This is a genomic window from Sphingobacterium sp. UBA2480 (assembly GCF_002341965.1).
In the GTDB taxonomy this organism is placed as follows: Bacteria; Bacteroidota; Bacteroidia; order Sphingobacteriales; family Sphingobacteriaceae; genus Sphingobacterium; species Sphingobacterium multivorum.
On record NZ_DDPA01000007.1, the window covers coordinates 634,082 to 651,657 of the forward strand.

The window sequence follows — 17,576 nt, forward strand, 5'->3', positions numbered from 1 at the left end:
CCTCATAGAAATCAAATTTCAAAATAATAAAAGGGCTTGTACATGTCAGTTGTACAAGCCCTTATTTTTTTATAATTTCAATTAAAACTTACCTCTTAAAGTTTGAACGAACTGCTTTCTACCATCGCTTTGTATCAAATAGAGTTTCCATGCCTTGGTACCAACCTGCTCCAAATGGTATTGGTTTTCCTCTTTCTGCATTTCTAGTTTAAGCTTTTGAGAAAAAACGTTTGCTTCACGTGCGTTTTCCCATGCCCGGAATGTGATGAAAATCTCTTTCTTATGGGGATTTTTTTCAACAACATCTTCGCTGATCCCAAACATATAAGTCGCATCCCAAGCAATGGCTTTAGCCTGTAGGTTTTCGACCATTTGCACAGTCCAGTCAGGTTTAAGGGATTGAATGCCGAAAGTTGGCGGAAAATAATTGGAAGCCCACGAATACCGGATGTCTTTTCCTTCAATGCCCCATTTATTGGTACGGGGATTGAACATGTGGTCGCCACCACCAATATTGCAGGTGGTCATGTAATGCCAGTTTCCTTCAAATACACACGATCCCATGACCTGAAGATAGTCTCCTCCCAAAGATTTAAAATCATCGAAAAGTTTTCGCATAAACCGCTTGAAAGCATATTGTCCCTGTCCTGTGTAGACAAAGCTCTCAAAACCATCAAAGTCGATATAGTTCATGCCCCCATCGCGAAGCAGTTTTGCGTAAAAGTTAGCATACTTGTCTTGCAGTCGCATGTCGGGGATAAATCCTGAATAACAATTCACTTGTAATTTAGCGACGGTATCACCCTGTTGGTGTGCTGTGGCAATGGTTTTGAAGGCTCCACGCTCTACTCCGGTCAGCATAAAAGGCGCTTTTCGTGTTAATCCTTTATATTTCAGTAGCTCTTTACCGATTTTTAGTACGTTGGTACCATTATCATCCCAACCACCGTGCTCATTGAGGTAGGAGGTGTCTTTGACTATAATTGAGCTATCATTAGGGCCAATATTTGCGGCCAATATGGTCTTTAGTACGGTGCAAAGGCTGTCATTGGCATAAGGATGCACGTCGCTGCTATGGGATTGGATAAATTCCGTTAGCGTATGCAGACCATAGGCGATCCCTTGCGGATTGGTTTGTGCTGTTAGTGCAGTAATAGGCTGTTTTTTGTCGTCTAAGATCACTTTTTTACCAGCCCAGCGGTCCGCTGGATTAACATAATACTCGCCTAAACCTTCATCCTGTACCGCCTTCAGATTGAGTTGATTGGCATAGGAAACTAAGCTGTCATGCTTGCCGAACCAGGCGAGGTCAACTTTGAAATTCTCTGGCCGACGAACCCATTTTCCATTGCGTGTCACATAAGGGAGCCCTTCCTTGCGTACAATCTGCTCGATGACATCCAATCCTTTTGTATCAGGACATGCGTAGAACGCAATTCCGGATGTGCTGAAATCAACGGGAATGGGTTCAACATCCATATGCCGAGGTGCTTTTATCGATGGAAAATCATTGAAGTGAGGGAAGAATATGGTTTGTCTTTTACGTCTATTGCGCGCATGCAAGGTGAGCGAAATCCCATATTCCGGTATATATTCAGCACCATTGCCGTTCATAAATCGATAGTATTCTTCGGGATGTGAGTAAAACGCTACGTCATTAATTCCATCGCCGCCGATGCGAAATCGTTGCCCTACTTTCAATGAAGATGGAATCGGAAATTTAACAGGGTCGGGGCTATGGATGATATAAGAACCTTGGCCCATATCTCCAGCAACTGGAGGCCCACTCGTTGTGTTGTCATCCAACGCCATAATCCCGACGGCGTATTCATCGTCCCGTGCGACAGAAATAATTTCGCCGATTGTTTTATGAATATTGGTCTGATAGGGGCCCCATATGATATTGTCAATTTCAGCTCCTGTGTTCAGTGACTGAAATTGAAATTTTAGGTAATCGCCGCGCTGGTCAATTTTTACTGCTGCCCTATAGGAATGGGGATAATTCAACGTTAGTATTCCTTTTGTGGACTCATAATTCGCGGTCTGGGGTAACAAAATTTTACCATTTTTGTCCAGGGTAAGGAGTGGGGATGCATGTCCCTTTACCGCGTAATCTTTTTTATTGGCTTTTCCGATAATGTTAACAATGTAACCGCGGTCGTCGATGGTTAAGCTCATGTATTTCGTGCTGAATCTGTACAGCGGACGAGATACTGCGTTGGCACTTAAAAGACAAAAAAAAGCCGATAGAAAGAATAAAATTTTAATACGTTTCATATTGATTTAAACAAGGAATGTTTCTGATGTTAAAGCCTATATAATAAGTCGTTTGAATACCATATATCCCTAGTTCAAACCTTAAAATTAATATGGTAAAAGACTGCTTTTTTCTATTATTCTTATTTCCTGACTAGGGATAGGCGATGTTCGGTCGTCTTCATAAGAAATAATCGAAATTTGGTAAAAGATAAACCGACTATAATCCATGAAATGCAGAAAATTTTATTGTTCCTGTCTCCTTGTGCTCACGACCTTTTTTGCCGTTGGACAGACACCGAATGATGCTGTACAAAAGGTACACCTGATCTTCAAGACACATCTCGATATCGGATTTACCGAACTTAGTTCTGTGGTAGAGCAGCGTTATATGAACGAATTTATTCCCAAAGCCATTGCTGTTGCTGAAGAACTTCGGAATTCCGGAGCCAAAGAGCGGTATGTCTGGACCACAGGTTCTTGGTTGATTGCGACCTATCTGGAACAGGCAAGTCCGGAAAATAAAGCAAAATTGGAGGCTGCAATTCGTCGCGGAGATATCGTATGGAATGCAATTCCCTACACCGTAGAATCTGAATCCCTCAACAAAGCCCTGTTTGGTACAATGTTGCAATTGTCCAGGAAGCTGGATCAGAAGTATGGTAAACAAACAAGCGCCGCAAAGATGACCGATGTTCCCGGACATACCAGAGGGATTGTTCCCTTGCTTCGAAAGAATGGAATAGATTTTTTGCAGGTCGGTGTGAATCCCGCAAGTAAAGTTCCTAACGTCCCGGCGTTGTGTCGCTGGAAAAGCCCTGAGGGAAGTGAGGTGACCTTGATGTACCAAAAGGATTACGGTAGTGATATGCTATTGCCTGATGGAAAGACCGCTATGGTCATTGCTTTCACCGGGGATAACCACGGACCACATACCCTACAACAAGTCAAAGAAATCTATGCCTCTATTCAGAAACGCTATCCCAACGCTACACTGCAAGCTTCGACACTCAGTGATATAGCTGCGGTTGTGCGCCCCATGAAGGATAAACTGCCAATGGTGACACAAGAGATTGGTGATACCTGGATACATGGTTTCGGTAGTTCTCCCCTGATGATGGCCCGGTTTAGGGCATTGGCCAGATGTTATGAAACCTGGGTGAAAGATGGACGTATCAATCCAAATAGCGATGCTGCTATTCGATTCGCGATTAAATTGGGGTTGGTCGCAGAACATACCTGGGGATTGGATGTAAAGACACATCTTCAACATTGGGATACTTATCGTTTTACTGATTTTCAAGCCGCCTTGAATTTACCAGCGTTTAAAAAGATGCAAGCATCATGGACCGAAAAGGAAGCCCATATCAATCAATCGTTGCAATATCTGCCTAAAGACCTGCGTGCAGAGGCCGAAAATGTTTTACGGCAATTGGCATTAGTCCCTAAACCTACTTTTGAAGGCGTGGATGCGTCACAGCAATTTTCAAAAGACGGATCGTTCCAACTCAATAAAAGAGGTTTTCGGATGAAAATGGGAGAGCTCAGTTATCAGAGTTTTTCGGCAGGAGATTTTGAACGTTTCAGGGATTCTTATATCACCCAAAAAGTGGATTGGGCAATTCGGGATTTTGGAAAACCAGGGCTGACTCCAGATATGGCCGAAAGCCGCAGCTTAGTGGCTACCCTTCAAAAATCAGTCTATAATAAAGCCAAAAATGAGTTATATGGCCAATTGGCTTTAACTGGGGCTGGGAAAGTTGAACAGCAGGTTCTTCCTAAACAAATCTATAGCAGTTATCATTTCAATGAGAAAACAAAACATATCGAACTGAATTATACTTTGGTGGATAAACCTGCCAACCGTCTCCCGGAAGCCTATTGGTTAAGCTTCTATCCAGAAGGAGTAGTGGACATGCTCGTTGAGAAAGTAGGCCAGCCTGTCCGTGTACTGGATGTTGTTGAAGGCGGGAATAGACAGATGCATGGATTAGATCACTACGTGGATATTGTAACGGATGCCGGTAAAATTCGTATCCGTAGCAAAGATGCCCTACTGGTGGCAATCGGCAAACGTGATTTGTTGAATTATTCCACAGAGCAACCTGATTTACGTGGAGGGCTACACTTTTGTCTATATAACAATGTTTGGGGAACAAACTTTAGCATGTGGTTTGGTGGAACAGTGAATTATAGGTTCGATGTTGAACTGATACCGAACAACTAATCGACTGCTATAGGAGCCTCGTCCAATTGAAATAAACACAAAGATGATTACTTACATATGAATAAATTAGATACGCTGAAAAATATTACGTTGATAGCTGGCCTGATGATGACAGGATTTGGCAATCCTGCAATGGCGCAAGACCTAAAAACGACGTTAACACACGTAAATGTTGACCAAAAGGGATTCTATACCTCCATTAAGGTAGCTGGTAAAGAGCTTTTGGAGGCTGGTAAATACCCGATCGTATCTGTCTATAAAGACAATAAAATTATACAACCGAAAGCACTAAAGGTCAATGGTGATCGCTTTTCGCTCACAATGGAAGATGGACAAGCTGTGGAACTGAAGGTGGGCCAACAAAAGGAAGCCATAACATATGAAGTCCTCAAGTTATCGCCTGCCTATAAGTTGTTGGTGTTTGGGCCGGTTAAGATCAAGCTTCATGAAGTGGTGGGAGAAGTGGTTGGTGTGGCCCAAGGGGAGGATCTTGCATTCGGTATGCAGGCATTACATGTTAAAACTGTAGCAGGTATTCCAGAAGATTATGTTGGGGCTTACAGTACAAAATTTGGCTACCAAGGACAGAACAGCAATCTTTCAGTGGCCAGTATTTCCTTTGGTCATTTTGCAGCAGTAGATGCTGGGAACGGAGCTGTGTTTCAGTTGTCTGCAAAGAATCGAAGTACCAAAGAAGTGCAAAATGTCAAAGGCCTAAATCATATGGTGACTTTGCCTGTTGAAGGCGCCGATGGCTTAATTGTAGGGGCCAAAGTTGCACTTTTCGGAGATAAAAAAAGTCAGATATTGTCACGGATAGGAAAAGTTGAAGTGGAGCAGGGCTTGCCCCATCCAATGATTGCAGGTGAATGGGCTAAGGTATCTCGTAATGCTATGGGCTCCTATCTGATCACCAATTTCTCTGCGGCAAATCTGGATTTTGCACTGGAAAAAACAAAACGTGCGGGATTTAAAAATCTCTACCATCCTGATCCCTTCCTGAACTGGGGGCATTTTGAATGGCGCAAAGAATTGAGTACAGAATCCGATGCGGGTATGAAGAAGTTAGTCGATAGGGCTGCACAGCGGGGAATCCATATCGGTATACACACACTTTCTAATTTTACGACAACAAACGATCCTTATGTGACACCAGTCCCAAGTAAGCATTTGCTTAAACAAGGCGAATTAAAGCTTACGGCTGCTCTGGATGATAGCCAACAGCAGATTATAGTTCAGCATAGTGAGTTATTTTCGCTGCCTTTGACACTCAATACACTCCAGATCGAAGACGAACTGATCACCTATGCTAAGGCCGAAAAGAATGGCGAACAATGGGTATTGACAAATTGCGTGCGAGGTGCATTCGGTACCCATAAGGCAAGTCATGGAGTAGAAAAAGTCGTTTATAAATTGTGGGACTATCCCTATAAGACTTTATTCCCAGATTTAACACTTCAGGATGAGTACGCCAACAGATTAGCGGCCATTTTTAATAAAACGGGGGTGAAGCAGATTTCATTTGATGGTCTTGAAGGCTGTATGTATACAGGACAGGATTACTATGCAACGGGCAAATTCGTTTCTGATTTTTATCAAGGCCTTGCGAATAAGACGGATATCATCAATGATGCTAGTCGTCTCGATCATTATCTATGGCATATTCACACCCGGATGAACTGGGGCGAGCCCTGGGGAGAGGAGATGCGTGCAGGACAGGTGGAAAATCGGATCAAAAATCAGGCTTACTTTCAGCGGAACCTGTTTCCGCGCATGCTTGGCTGGTTTTTGGTACGTTTGGCAGATCGTAAATTTGAAGCTACTTCCCTAGAAGATCTCGAATGGGCACTCTCCGAATCTGCAGGTTTTGATTCTGGATATGCCATGAGTATTGATATGAAGACTTTACAGCAACATGGACAGATCGATCAGCTTCTGGAAAGTATGAAAAATTGGGATCAATTGCGGCTTGCCGATGTATTTACAGCCGAACAAAAGCTCAGGTTGAAGGATCCAAAGACCGAATGGCATTTGGAAAAGATAGATGAGACCAAATTCATGTTGTATCCTTTATATGTGTCTAAAAGGTTCCATTGCGACCTATCTTCGATGCAGCCGGGACAACCTGGTGGAGCAGACTGGTCTTGGGAGTCTCCGGAAGAGAGCTCATTTGCCTTACGGATAAAAGTAGAAGGTGACGGTATCATCGAAAATCCATCTTTTAAAACCGATAAAGGGATTGTTAAAATCTTAGGGAAATTAGAAAAGGACCAATATATCCTATTGGACCATAAAGGAAAAGCACTATTGACAGACAAAAATTATGGTTTCATTGCTGATCTGACTGTACAAGGGACTGCCATGCTGCCAAAAGGTGGTTCCGCAGTAGCATTTTCTTGTGACAGTAATGGCGATGATAAGCCAGAAGTAATTGTACGATACAATACGCGGATGAAAGGAGAGGTGCTGAATTTGGGAAAATAGAATGGGGCATTGAGTGGAAGTAACGTAGTAATATTGGAGAGATCCTAATAAAAAATATGAAAATTGATTTTGAAATGAAAATTTTGTTTGCTAAGATTGTGCTGTAACCAATAAAAATTCCATTCGCAGCATGCGCCGATTTACCATCTTCGATAATGCCGAATCAACTTTCGAGTTTGATATCGCAGTACTCTATCAGGAGTATTGGGAAAGTCTGTTCAAACAGATGATGCGCATTCTTCTGGATGAAGATGAAGCTGCGGATGTGGTGCAACAAACATTTTTGGATCTTCTTGAAATGAAAGAAAAGATTCCCGAGATCAAATCGGTTAAATCTTTTCTTTTTATCATGAGTCGAAATCTGGCATTTAAAAAATTGAGACGGAAACTTGTCAGCGATAGCTATCGTGACTTTTACGCCAACCAATACAAAGAAGCCTCTTCCTTCATTGAGGAATGGATCGTGTTTAAGGAACTGGATGATCTGATCGAGAAGGAAATCGATAAGTTGCCCCATAAAATGAAGGAAATTTTTATTCTTAGCCGCCATGCGGATATGTCTTATTCGGAAATCGCAAAAAAATTAAATATATCGGATAAGACAGTTAAAAAGCAGATTAGTAACGCGTTGAAGCTTATTCGTTTGAAGGTGGATAAGGAATATGAACCGCTACTTTTGGCCATTTTGCTTACCGATTTATTTTTTTAATTTTTTTCTACTACCTAACCTACACTTAAGGCTCTTTTCTATATAGACCTAAAAAATCTGAGAAAAGAGATGATGCGTAAAGATGAACAACTTAAAAAAGTTCTAGCTGACTATGCCGCAGGGCGTCTTTCTGCGAAGGAAACAAAAAAGCTGGAGCACTTAATCTTGAAATATCCTGTTGGAGATGCCTGGGACTGGAAGGATAATGCCCATCGGGAAGCGATGAAAGCCCGGATTAAAGCGGGGATTGAAGCGCAAGGTAAGGCAAAAGCACGAGTAAGATGGATCAATATCCCTGTTGCAGCAGCTATAGCGGCGGCTTTGGCCTGTTTCTTTATCTTCCTTTACCTTTATTTAAGCCAAATTCAGCCAATAACCTATTATCCTATTGCCCAAGCAAAACACTACGTCAGTGATGAGGTTTTACTGATTGGGCCAGATGGCAAGCAATTACAGTTGGGCGCTTCGGCTTCTTTTGCGGATGTAAAGGAAAAATTAGCATTACAAAATACGGCAGACCTGATTGCCGATAGCGTGACTATTAAAGTGCCAAGTCAAAAACAGTTTGACTTAACCCTTGAAGACGGCACAAAAGTATGGCTGAATGCTGGTGCGACCTTTAAATTCCCAACGACATTTACAAAGCAAACTGTAAGGACGGTGGCCTTGGATGGCGAGGGATACTTTGAAGTTAGCTCGGATAAAAAACACCCATTCCGTGTGATCGCGGGCGGTACGGAAGTGAAAGTCACGGGAACAAAATTTAATGTGCAGGCTTTTGCTGAAGAAAATCTGGTAAAAACCTCCCTGATGGAAGGAGTCGTGACTTTTTATATGGATCATAATGCCTATAAATTGACTCCTGGGCTTGAAGTCATAGCTGATACTAAAGGAAAAGAAGTAAGATCGCAAGCGTTTGATACGGACAATTTGCTGGCTTGGAAAGAAGGATATTTCGTATTTGATAACATGGAACTTGTGGATGTGATGAAGACCGTATCTCGCTGGTACAATATATCTGTAGTATCTAATTCGCCAGTTAGGAACAAAAAGATAGGTGGTACATTCCCTAAAAATGTCCCCCTAATTGATTTTTTGAAAGATCTGACAATACTGAGCGGTGTTAAATTCAAAATAAACAGAAAGGAGGTACAGATTATCAATTGATATAAAAACTAAACCCTAGACCTCAGATCGATCAAAATCAGGTAAACCAGAAGTGTTGGAAGCACTTCTGGTCGGAATGCCTAAGCATCGATCTAAATGCATTAAATACCAATTAATTACTATTTAAATCTAAATCAAATGTATAAAAAATATACGGCATATTTCTATTGGTATGATTATGCCCTAATTAAGTATTTCATTATGACCAAATTTACCTTTCTTATTATTCTATTAATGAGTAGTCAGGTGAATGCCAATGTGTTTGGGCAACGGATCAGCATTAATTCAAAGACATCTACCTTGAAAGAAATTATTGCCAAGATCAGCAAGCAGTCGGGCTATCATTTTTTGTATTTAGAAAAAGACCTTAAGCCGAACGAACGGGTCACTGTTCAGTTGGAGAATGCTTCATTGGAGCAGGCGCTAGAACGGGTGTTGGCTGCAAATGGTTTACGTTATGTCATTCGCGGAACTCGGGTTATTGTCGAAAAAGGTGATCATATCATCCCTGTTCGCCCCATTGTCGAAAAGCTGGAAGAACAACAGCGGAAAGTAACGGGTAATGTTGTCGATGCAAAAGGTAATAAACTCATCGGAGTTACGGTTAAAGTACACAATGGTTCTGCTACGGCTACAAATGGAAAAGGGGAATTTGAAATTCAGGCTAAGGAGGGAGACCAAATTCAGTTTGACCTTATCGGTTATGCACAATACGTATTGACAGTTGGAAAAAACAATAATTATACCATTACGCTTAATGAAAAGGTAGGGGACCTCGGCGAAGTTGTCGTTGTTGGTTACGGAACGCAGAAAAAAGCGAGTATTGTCGGTGCTGTGCAAACAGTGAAAGTAGATGACCTGCGCGTTCCGAGTTCGAATCTTTCTACGGGATTTGCAGGACGATTGGCTGGTGTTGTTGCTGTGCAACGTTCTGGTGAACCAGGGGCAGATGGAGCGGATTTTTGGATCAGGGGAATCTCTACCTTTAGTGGAATGACGTCGCCATTAATCGTTATTGATGGTGTACAGGCATCTGCGACAGATTTAAATGTATTAGATCCAGAAGTAATTGAAAGTTTCTCCATTTTAAAGGATGCAACGGCTACAGCACTATATGGAACTCGTGGGGCTAATGGGGTGATGATCGTCACGACCAAATCAGGTCGGGATCTTGATAAGCCAATTATCAATGGTCGATTTGAGACATCGTTTACCTCCCCAACGACGGTACCCCAGTTTGTGAATGGAGTCAAATACATGGAAATGTTTAATGAGGCCGTTACAACAAGAAAAACAGGCGAAATTTTATACCCAGAAGATAAAATTGATGGTACAGCACGGAAAATAGATCCTTATGTTTTTCCCGATGTCAACTGGTATGATGAATTATTTAGAAAAGGAGCAATAAATCAAAACGTAAATTTCAGCGTGCGCGGTGGTGGTAAGAAAATGGACTATTTTAGCAACGTATCCTATAATAGGGAGACAGGAATGTTGCGAGATGTGAAGGACTTTTCTTATGATAATAACCTTAAAATAAGCCGTTATGTCCTACAGAATAATATCAATGTTTATCTGACACCAACGACGAAAGCTACCGTCAAATTGAATGCGCAACTACGCGACTATCATGGCCCGCACATGGGTGCAAGTGATGTATTTGGTTTGGTCATGGAAGCCAACCCCGTTGATTTTCCGATTCGCTATCCCAATGATCCCGAATATAGTTACATCAAATGGGGCGGGAAAAGTGGTGGTGCATATAATAATGGCTACCGTAACCCCTATGCGGAAATGGTACGTGGATACAGTGACAATTTCCAAAGTACAGTGACTGGACAAGTTGAACTGAATCAGAAGCTTAACTTTTTTACGGAAGGACTCTCTGCCAGTGCATTATTTTCCTTCAAAAACTGGAGCTCGACAAATACGTCCCGTTCCGGAGGATATAATCAATTTGAACTTGCTAAATATAGCTGGAATCCTGATAGGTCAGCTATAACACAGTATGAATTACGTCGCGTAGGGGCCGAGCAGGTCACCACACTGAATACAGACAATAGTTCAACAGGAGATCGACAAATCTATATCCAAGGTATGTTGAACTATGATCGTACTTTTGGTACATACCACAATGTGACAGGTATGCTTCTCTATAATCAAGAAGAGTACAATGTAAATAGTCCTTCGGGGCTTATTCAATCCCTACCAAAACGTAAACAGGGAATTGCGGGAAGGGTGACTTATGGTTACGATAGCAAATACTTAGGGGAAGTAAACTTTGGTTACAATGGAACGGAGAATTTTGCCAAAGGTCACCGTTTTGGATTTTTTCCATCGGTCGGATTGGGATATGTCATTAGTAAGGAAGATTATTTCAAGCGATGGGCGGAGACAGTGACCAATTTGAAAATTAGAGGATCTTGGGGCTTGGTCGGGAATGATCAGATCAGTGGTGATCGTTATTTGTACCTATCCGACATCGCTTTGGAAAATGGAGACTTAGGGTATACAACAGGAAGAGACCAGAATATCACTAAAAATGGACCCAAATATTTGCGTTTTGCTAATCCTAATATCACCTGGGAGATAGGTGAAAAGATCAATTTAGGGATGGATTTAAGTATCAAAAATAGCCTAAACGTTACGGTTGACTTTTTCCGTGAAATTCGTCGAAATATCTTTATGGAAAGAAGGAGTATTCCAGAATTTGTGGGAATTAGTCCCAAAGATAAATGGATAGATCTGACAACAAAGGTATATGGTAACTTGGGGCGTGTCAAAAACAAGGGATTTGATCTTTCGATTGACTATGCAAAGCAAATTTCAAGTGATTTTTCGGCAAGTATCAAAGGTACGTTTACCTATGCCAAGAACGTAATTCTTGAATATGATGAGCCGTCGTTTGCCAAGTACCCTAATTTATCGCGTGTAGGCCATTCCACTTCGACTCCATTATTATACCTTGCTGACCGTTTATTTATTGATGATACGGAAGTTAAAAATAGTCCAACGCAGAATATCGGCGGATTCATTCGTGGAGGGGATATCAAATACCATAATGTGGCTGATGTCAATGGAGAATTTGACAACGTAATCGATGCGAATGACCGTCAATATGTAGGAAGTCCAGAAATTCCAGAGATTGTCTACGGTTTTGGTCCGTCTTTCCGGTATAAGAAATTTGATTTTTCTTTTTTCTTTCAAGGAGTTGCGAACGCTTCTATCGTGATGAGCGGATTCCATCCCTTTGGTACGGACGGTACGAGAAATGTGTTACAGTTTATTGCTGATGATTACTGGAGTGAAGGTGCTAATCCCAATATTTATGCGAAATATCCACGTTTAAGCAAGATGGATAACCGCAACAATACGGTAGCCTCTACTTACTGGTTGCGTGATGGAGCTTTTATCAAGCTAAAAAATGCCGAGATCGGATACAACCACCGGATGTTCCGCATCTACCTTCGTGGATCGAATCTATTGACGTTTTCCGAATTTAAATATTGGGATCCAGAGCAGGGGGGAGGCAATGGGTTGGGGTATCCAACACAGCGCGTAGCCAATGTGGGCATACAGGTGAATTTTAATAAATGATACCTTCTAAATTTTGATTGAAATGAACTATAAAATTATACTATTGTTGCTATTGGTCTTGGGTTTTTCGGGCTGTAATTATTTGGATGTCGTGCCCGATGAACGTCCGACTGAGGAAGATGCATTTAAAGATAAAAATGCTGCCGAGCGTTATTTATATTCCTGTTATTCTTTTATGCCAAAAGAGCGGCAGGGGGCTAACATATATCAGACTTCGGAGATTGCCACGACCAACGACCTAGAGTATCTCTTAGGGACGTATTCTGCTTCAAATTTGGGGAATTTTACTTTCTGGAGCAGAATGTATGGTGGGATAAGACGCTGTTATACTCTGATCAACAATGTGGACAAAGTCGCTCATATGGATGAAGAACTTAAAGTAATCTATAAAGCTGAAGCGAAATTTTTGATTGCCTATTATCACTTTATCCTATTGAAAGCATACGGCCCTATTATTTTGGCCAAAAATGAATATGCGCTGGATATTCGTGAGGGTGAATATCCGAAGCGCAGTTCTTTTGATGAATGTGTCAACTGGATTGCCTCTCTTTATGATGAAGCATTTAATGATCTCTTAGAAAAGCAGGCCACGACTTACTATGGGCGTGCAACAAAAACTGCGGCTAAAGCATTGAAAGGCCGCTTACTGCTGTATGCTGCATCTCCACTTTTCAATGGAAACGAGGAGTTTTATGGCAATAGCCTTAAGGATCCCGAAAGCAATGAATCATTGATGAATTTGAAAAAGGATCCTGCCAAATGGGAAAGAGCGTACACTGCTTGCCTAGACGCTGTTAATTATGCAGAAAAGAACGGTTATACGCTTTACAAAGGAACGCCTACAGAAGAATTTCCTTATCCGTCAGACGCAACACAATGGAGCTTAAGGATGACCTTTATCGACCGTAATTCAAATGAGATGATCTGGGCGGATACTCGGGCCGAGGGTTTTTATGATTATCAGAACAATGCCACACCACGTCATCCGACAGATGATGGTGCCTCATGGAATAATCTCGCACCAACATTGGCTTCAGTGAAAATGTTTTATTCGGAGAATGGGCTGCCCATTGATGAGGACCCACAATATTTTACGACGAAACAATATTATTCGACAGGACTTTATGATGGAAGATTAACGGCCAATTTGCATTTGAAGCGTGAACCTCGATTCTATTCATGGATTTCTTTCCATAACGGTTGGTATGAAATGTCACGTGATGGCGAGAAAAGAATCGTGACTAAATATAGAAATGAAGATCCACACGGCAAAGGAAATCGTTCGCGCAACTATAGTATGTCTGGTTATCTGATCAAAAAAGGAGTGGGACTTTCTTATGATACCAGAAATGGATTTACAAATTATCCATGGCCCTTGATTCGTCTTGGCGAACTCTATTTAAATCTTGCCGAAGCAGCTATTGAGAGCAATAAACTTGATATTGGAAAGGAGTATTTAAATAAAATCCGTAAAAGAGCGGGTATTCCAACAGTGGATGAGTCCTGGGCGAATGTTGCAACTTTGACTAGGGATAAGCTTCGTCAAATCGTCCATCAAGAAAGAAGTATCGAATTGTTTATGGAGGGGCAGTTTGGCTGGGATATTAAACGTTGGAAAGTTGCCGAACAATATATGGGTAAGAATCCGAAAGGCATGAATCTAAACGGAGCTACAGATGAAGCCTTTTTTAAAGAAACGGAAATTGAATTGGCATGGAAGTTCGTTGGACCTAAAAACTACCTTCTACCCATACAAGATAAGGAAATGAATATCAATCCGAAGCTTGTTCAAAATCCAGGATATTAGGTAGATAGTGTAATAAATAACGATCAACAAATGAAAACGATACATACGATAATATTATCAGCATTGATGTTGTTAACATTGGCTTCTTGTAGTAAAAAAAGAGAGATAGCTCTCCCTTCGGATGCAAAAAATCTAAAGGCAGAAGCTCGAGTTGGCAGTATCATGTTGCACTGGGAAAATCCTCAGGATGGAAATTTTCTATACGTAACCATTAGCTATAAATCACCAAAAACAGGGAAACTAGTAAAAACAAATGTAAGCCATTTCGCAGACTCCCTACTTATTGAAAACTTATTGGCAAAAGATGGTGAATATGCTTTTACATTAAATACTGTGGCCGATGGAGGTATGGTTAACTCTAGTGGACTTCAAGTCAGTTGCACGGCATTGCGAAAACCTCCGGTTGTAACAGAATATTCCGAAAAAATTGAGCTTGAAGTCGGTGATCTTTCGGCCAATGCTTCTGATCCAGAAGAGGGGAAATTGGCTAATCTCATTGATGGAAACCTTAAAACATTCTATCATACCAATTGGCATGAGGACATTCCTTTCCCGCAATGGATTCAATTTAATCTCAAGGAGCCCGTTGAAGGGGTCAAGTATATTTCCTGGAATCGTAATGGAGGAAGTGGAGGAAATGCGGACGAGGTATCTATAACCGGAAGTAATGATGGAAAAGAATGGGTTGAGCTTGGACGCGTCCTTCCCGATAAACTGCCTAGTGCTAGTGGGGCCAAATTTGAATCGCCTATCTTTTCCAAGGAAGGTAAAACTTTTACCAAAATTCGCTATAATGCAGTTCGTGGTAGAGGCGGGAATACTTGGTTCAATATGGCTGAAATCGAGTTGCATAAAGCTTGGTTTGTTATAGAGGACCCTGAAAGCAAATAAGATTGTAATTGGGCACTCTAGTGAAAACTGGAGTGCTTAATTATAGCTGTAAACCTTAAATTTTGCATTGTATGAACAAAAAAATAATATTCTTACTCTTATTGTTGTCTGCTGCTCTGCTGCAGTGTAAGAGTAAATTACCATTAACAGAAGACCCTGTTCCATCACGTTACGAACCAGAAAACCCTGATGGTATTGCAGGCGATACACAGTTGAAGGTGGTTAAAGGGGAAGCATCTGCAGGACAGCCTGGCGAGGGGATAGAGAACTCGTTTGATGGTGATCAGTCAACGATTTATCACTCTCCGTGGAGTAATACTGAATTTCCAATAACGTTGACCTACCAATTCGCTAATGCCCAAAATGTCGATTATCTAGTTTATAAACCTAGGCCGAGTGGAGATAATGGTCTGTTTGGCCAGTTTGAACTTTGGTATCTTCCAAAGGGGAATACGGAGTATCAAAAGATAGACGAATATGATTTTAAAGAGGAAAATAAACTCTCTACAATCGTATTTAAAAAACAATTGAAAGATGTTTTCGCATTTAAATTTGCGGTCAAATCTGGTAAAAACAACTTTGTTAGTTGCTCAGAAATGGAATTTTATAGAAAAGGCGAGGATCTGGAAGAACTGGCTAATATCTTCGCCGATAAAATCTGTAGTGAACTGAAAAAAGGGGTAACAGCCGAACAGATTAAGGCGATGCAAAATCCTTTCTTCAAGGCGATAGCGCAAAGTATGTTACATGATAATTATCCGAGGGAATTTCGTGTTCAGGAGTATCAAGCCTATCCGACGATTGAAACAACAGCTCGGTCATTGAAAACCAGCGGTTATAACCCATTTGAGAATCCAACAGGAATCTATTTTTCCTCGGGATCGGATGTTGTGATCCTTGTTGGTGATACGAAAGGTGAACCTATCTCTCTTCGTGTCCATGATTTTACGACTAATACAGATGGGTATTATCCTTTACAGACTGGATTGAATAAGATTAAACTAACCAATAGCGGATTGGGGTATATCAATTTTTTTACAGATAACTACAAGAATATTCAGTCGTTGAAAATACATATTCCGAGCGCAAAGGTGAATGGTTATTTTGATAAGGCAATGCATACTGCGGCAGATTGGAATAGATTGCTAAATGCGTCAATTTCGGGCTTTTTCGATATCAAAGGAAATTACATTAATCTGGCTTATACAACGGCTGAACTAAAACAGTATTGTACTGATGGTCTTGAGCTGATCAATGTCTATGACGAAATAACCAAAATGGAGTATGATATTATGGGGCTGACCAAGTACAATAGAATTCCCAAAAACCACATGTTTGCTCGTACTGTTGAATCGGGGTTATTTGCAGATGGCTGGGGCGCGGGATTTGCGCGTGATTTTATGAATGAGCTAGCGAATCCTGAGAAAGCAAAAACCGGTGGATCCTGGGCTATTGCACATGAACTGGGCCACGTTAATCAAATACGGCCAGGATTGAAATGGGTAAGCACGACAGAGGTTACCAACAATATTTATTCTGCTTTGGTGCGTTATCATTTTACGCCGAATAACATGCCTCTGGAACATGAACGTGTCAATGATGGTGACAATAATAATGTATTGGGTGGACGTTTCAATTCTTTTTTAAATTATGGTGTTGTCAAAGGGGAACAGTGGCTTTGCCAACGGGGTCAGGATAAGATGGAAGGTTATGAAAATGGTGGCGATCATTTTGTGAAGCTTTGTCCTCTCTGGCAATTGTTGCTCTACTATCGTGTTACAGAAGGTACACCTTGGCGTAAGCCCGACTGGTACGCTGACATTGCCGAAATTGTGCGAAATACAAATGAATCCGGGATGAGTGATGGACAATTGCAGCTTAATTTTATGAAGAATGTCTGCGATATTGTTCAAGAGGATCTAAGTGATTTTTTTGTGAAGGTTGGGATGTTAAAACCTATTGATAAGGATATGGATGACTATGCTCGTGCACAATTAACAATCTCTCAAGCGGACTGTGATCAATTGAAACAATATGCTAAGCGCTATAAGAAGCCGGCAAGTCCCGTTATTTATTATATGACTTCCAATAGCGTGGATGCTTTTCAAAAACGTTTGCCTGTTGCTGGTAATTATAATCAGGGGGTTTCAGTCGACCCAGTGAAAGGGACTGGGGAAATTAGCCATAGCGTATGGAAGAATGTAACGGTTTTTGAAACCTATCAAGGGCCAGATCTGATTAAAGTTGCCATGGTGGGGACAGATTCCGAAGATCGAAGTACGACTTTGGTGCGCTATCCTACTGGTGCAACACGCATTGAAGCTGTAGCATGGGACGGACAACGGACACTGGTGTATGGACAACGCTAAGACTTCAATAGCTACAATAAAAACGAATTTTCCTGCTATACTTGATGTTCTAGTGGGAAAGTTTAAGCA

General features: G+C 41.3%; 9 protein-coding genes. 8 read left to right on the forward strand and 1 reads right to left on the reverse strand.

Annotated elements, in window-relative coordinates:
• Nucleotides 1-81: 81 nt before the first annotated feature.
• Nucleotides 82-2,277 (reverse strand): hypothetical protein, encoded by a 2,196-nt coding sequence (locus B3600_RS15860; protein ID WP_286753641.1) that lies wholly within the window; start codon nt 2,275-2,277, stop codon nt 82-84.
• Between the two features lie 208 nt (nt 2,278-2,485).
• On the opposite strand from B3600_RS15860, the gene B3600_RS15865 reads away from it, so the two are divergent.
• The 8 genes from B3600_RS15865 to B3600_RS15900 all read left to right on the forward strand — a co-directional run bounded on the left by B3600_RS15865 (nt 2,486) and on the right by B3600_RS15900 (nt 17,507).
• Nucleotides 2,486-4,483, forward strand: a complete 1,998-nt coding sequence (locus tag B3600_RS15865; protein WP_286753642.1) for a DUF5054 domain-containing protein — start codon at nt 2,486-2,488, stop codon at nt 4,481-4,483.
• 57 nt (nt 4,484-4,540) lie between these two features.
• Nucleotides 4,541-6,967 carry a hypothetical protein gene (locus B3600_RS15870; RefSeq protein ID WP_286753643.1) on the forward strand — a complete coding sequence of 809 codons (2,427 nt, stop codon included), beginning with the start codon at nt 4,541-4,543 and terminating at the stop codon, nt 6,965-6,967.
• Between the two features lie 130 nt (nt 6,968-7,097).
• Complete coding sequence (locus tag B3600_RS15875) at nt 7,098-7,676, forward strand: RNA polymerase sigma factor (RefSeq protein WP_286753644.1); 579 nt, start codon at nt 7,098-7,100, stop codon at nt 7,674-7,676.
• A gap of 69 nt (nt 7,677-7,745) precedes the next feature.
• Nucleotides 7,746-8,843, forward strand: coding sequence for a FecR family protein (locus B3600_RS15880; RefSeq protein ID WP_286753645.1), 1,098 nt, complete (start codon nt 7,746-7,748; stop codon nt 8,841-8,843).
• Between the two features lie 138 nt (nt 8,844-8,981).
• Nucleotides 8,982-12,440 carry a TonB-dependent receptor gene (locus tag B3600_RS15885; protein ID WP_286753646.1) on the forward strand — a complete coding sequence of 1,153 codons (3,459 nt, stop codon included), beginning with the start codon at nt 8,982-8,984 and terminating at the stop codon, nt 12,438-12,440.
• 22 nt (nt 12,441-12,462) lie between these two features.
• A complete protein-coding gene (locus B3600_RS15890) occupies nt 12,463-14,247 on the forward strand; it encodes a RagB/SusD family nutrient uptake outer membrane protein (protein WP_286753647.1) in 1,785 nt (594 codons plus the stop codon).
• Nucleotides 14,248-14,277: 30 nt separating this feature from the next.
• The gene (locus B3600_RS15895; protein ID WP_286753648.1) at nt 14,278-15,138 is read left to right on the forward strand and encodes a discoidin domain-containing protein; all 861 of its coding nucleotides are present in this window, start codon (nt 14,278-14,280) and stop codon (nt 15,136-15,138) included.
• A 71-nt stretch (nt 15,139-15,209) separates the two neighbouring features.
• The gene (locus tag B3600_RS15900) at nt 15,210-17,507 is read left to right on the forward strand and encodes a M60 family metallopeptidase (RefSeq protein ID WP_286753649.1); all 2,298 of its coding nucleotides are present in this window, start codon (nt 15,210-15,212) and stop codon (nt 17,505-17,507) included.
• Nucleotides 17,508-17,576 lie beyond the last annotated feature (69 nt).

Coding starts and splice junctions, on each gene's coding strand:
- B3600_RS15860 (WP_286753641.1), bottom strand. CDS start 2,277: ATGAAACGTATTAAAATTTTATTCTTTCTATCGGCTTTTTTTTGTCTT.
- B3600_RS15865 (WP_286753642.1), top strand. CDS start 2,486: ATGAAATGCAGAAAATTTTATTGTTCCTGTCTCCTTGTGCTCACGACC.
- B3600_RS15870 (WP_286753643.1), top strand. CDS start 4,541: ATGAATAAATTAGATACGCTGAAAAATATTACGTTGATAGCTGGCCTG.
- B3600_RS15875 (WP_286753644.1), top strand. CDS start 7,098: ATGCGCCGATTTACCATCTTCGATAATGCCGAATCAACTTTCGAGTTT.
- B3600_RS15880 (WP_286753645.1), top strand. CDS start 7,746: ATGATGCGTAAAGATGAACAACTTAAAAAAGTTCTAGCTGACTATGCC.
- B3600_RS15885 (WP_286753646.1), top strand. CDS start 8,982: ATGTATAAAAAATATACGGCATATTTCTATTGGTATGATTATGCCCTA.
- B3600_RS15890 (WP_286753647.1), top strand. CDS start 12,463: ATGAACTATAAAATTATACTATTGTTGCTATTGGTCTTGGGTTTTTCG.
- B3600_RS15895 (WP_286753648.1), top strand. CDS start 14,278: ATGAAAACGATACATACGATAATATTATCAGCATTGATGTTGTTAACA.
- B3600_RS15900 (WP_286753649.1), top strand. CDS start 15,210: ATGAACAAAAAAATAATATTCTTACTCTTATTGTTGTCTGCTGCTCTG.